The 1,075-nt window shown below is 57.4% G+C and carries 2 pseudogenes; one reads left to right on the plus strand and one right to left on the minus strand.

Annotation, left to right across the window (positions count from 1 at the left end):
- Positions 1 to 344: 344 nt before the first annotated feature.
- Positions 345 to 602: pseudogene (locus AC0L3P_RS39800) on the plus strand (transposase); the annotation flags it as partial.
- 241 nt (positions 603 to 843) lie between these two features.
- Here the strand turns inward: AC0L3P_RS39800 and AC0L3P_RS39805 are convergent.
- Positions 844 to 1,075 (minus strand): annotated as a pseudogene (locus AC0L3P_RS39805) (IS110 family transposase); the annotation flags it as partial.

The raw sequence follows: 1,075 nt of genomic DNA on the forward strand, positions 1-1,075 counted from the left end.
CCTCTTCCTGATCCAGCTATCGCATACGCTTGCCTGTCCGCTCCCGCTCAATTCGGCTTCTTAACGGACGACTAAGTCCCGACTGCGCGGGTTCGTGAATGCCGGAGCGAAGGCGCGGGGTTTTAAGAGTGGAGTTCGCGGCTGCAATTTAGTGAATGCGAACTCTCTGGAAGAACTTAGGACGAAGATCTCTCCGCACAGTGTCCATTAAACGATACACAAAGCACCGAACATACTTCTGTTCTTCCGTCGCATAGTCCAGTAAATCAGGCAACGTCTGGTGACCTGCCCCGGCCGATTTCCTCCAGTTGAAGTTAGAGTCCGGCCTTCTGAAGGACGGACAAATGAAGCGAGCCAGGTTTACGGAAGAGCAGATTATAGGCGTGCTGCGCGAGCATGAGGCCGGTGCGAAGACGGCCGATTTGGCACGCAAGCACGGCGTCTCGGAAGCGACGCTTTACAACTGGAAGTCCAAATTCGGCGGTATGGACGTCTCGGAGGCCAAGCGGCTACGGCAGCTTGAGGACGAGAACGCCAAGCTGAAGAAGCTATTGGCCGAGCAGATGCTGGATGCGGCGGCGCTGCGTGAGCCTTTTTCAAAAGATGTATGACCCGCCCCGCCCGTGCAAGGTCGTTTGATGAGGACGATGCAGTCTGCACAAATGTATCCGGCCTCTTGCAAGTGGGCCGCTGTTGCGGCCAGGCCATGATGAGATCCGCGCGTGCCCTTCCCAGATAAATGGTTCGGGCTCGAAGCCCGCTTTTTTGCACAGGGGTTTACGGCGCGCCCATCGACTGTTTCGTCATCACCTTCACGAACCTCGCAGTCTGGAACAAACGGGATCAGCTAAAGGCCGGATCCCGCCGTTCATAGCTTGCGCCGGGCTTGGTCATCACCACCCATGCGATCCGCGCAATCTTGGCCGCCAAGGCGGCGGTGACCTTGTTAGTGCGCATGCGTGCCTGAAGTCCATCAAGCCACGCGCCAAGGCGGTATCGCGATCAAGATGAGTCACGCAGGAACGGGCGCCATGGATGATCATCCGGCGCAGATATCGATTGCCGCGCTTGCTTA

The sequence above is a fragment of the Bradyrhizobium sp. WSM4874 genome (assembly GCF_055811835.1).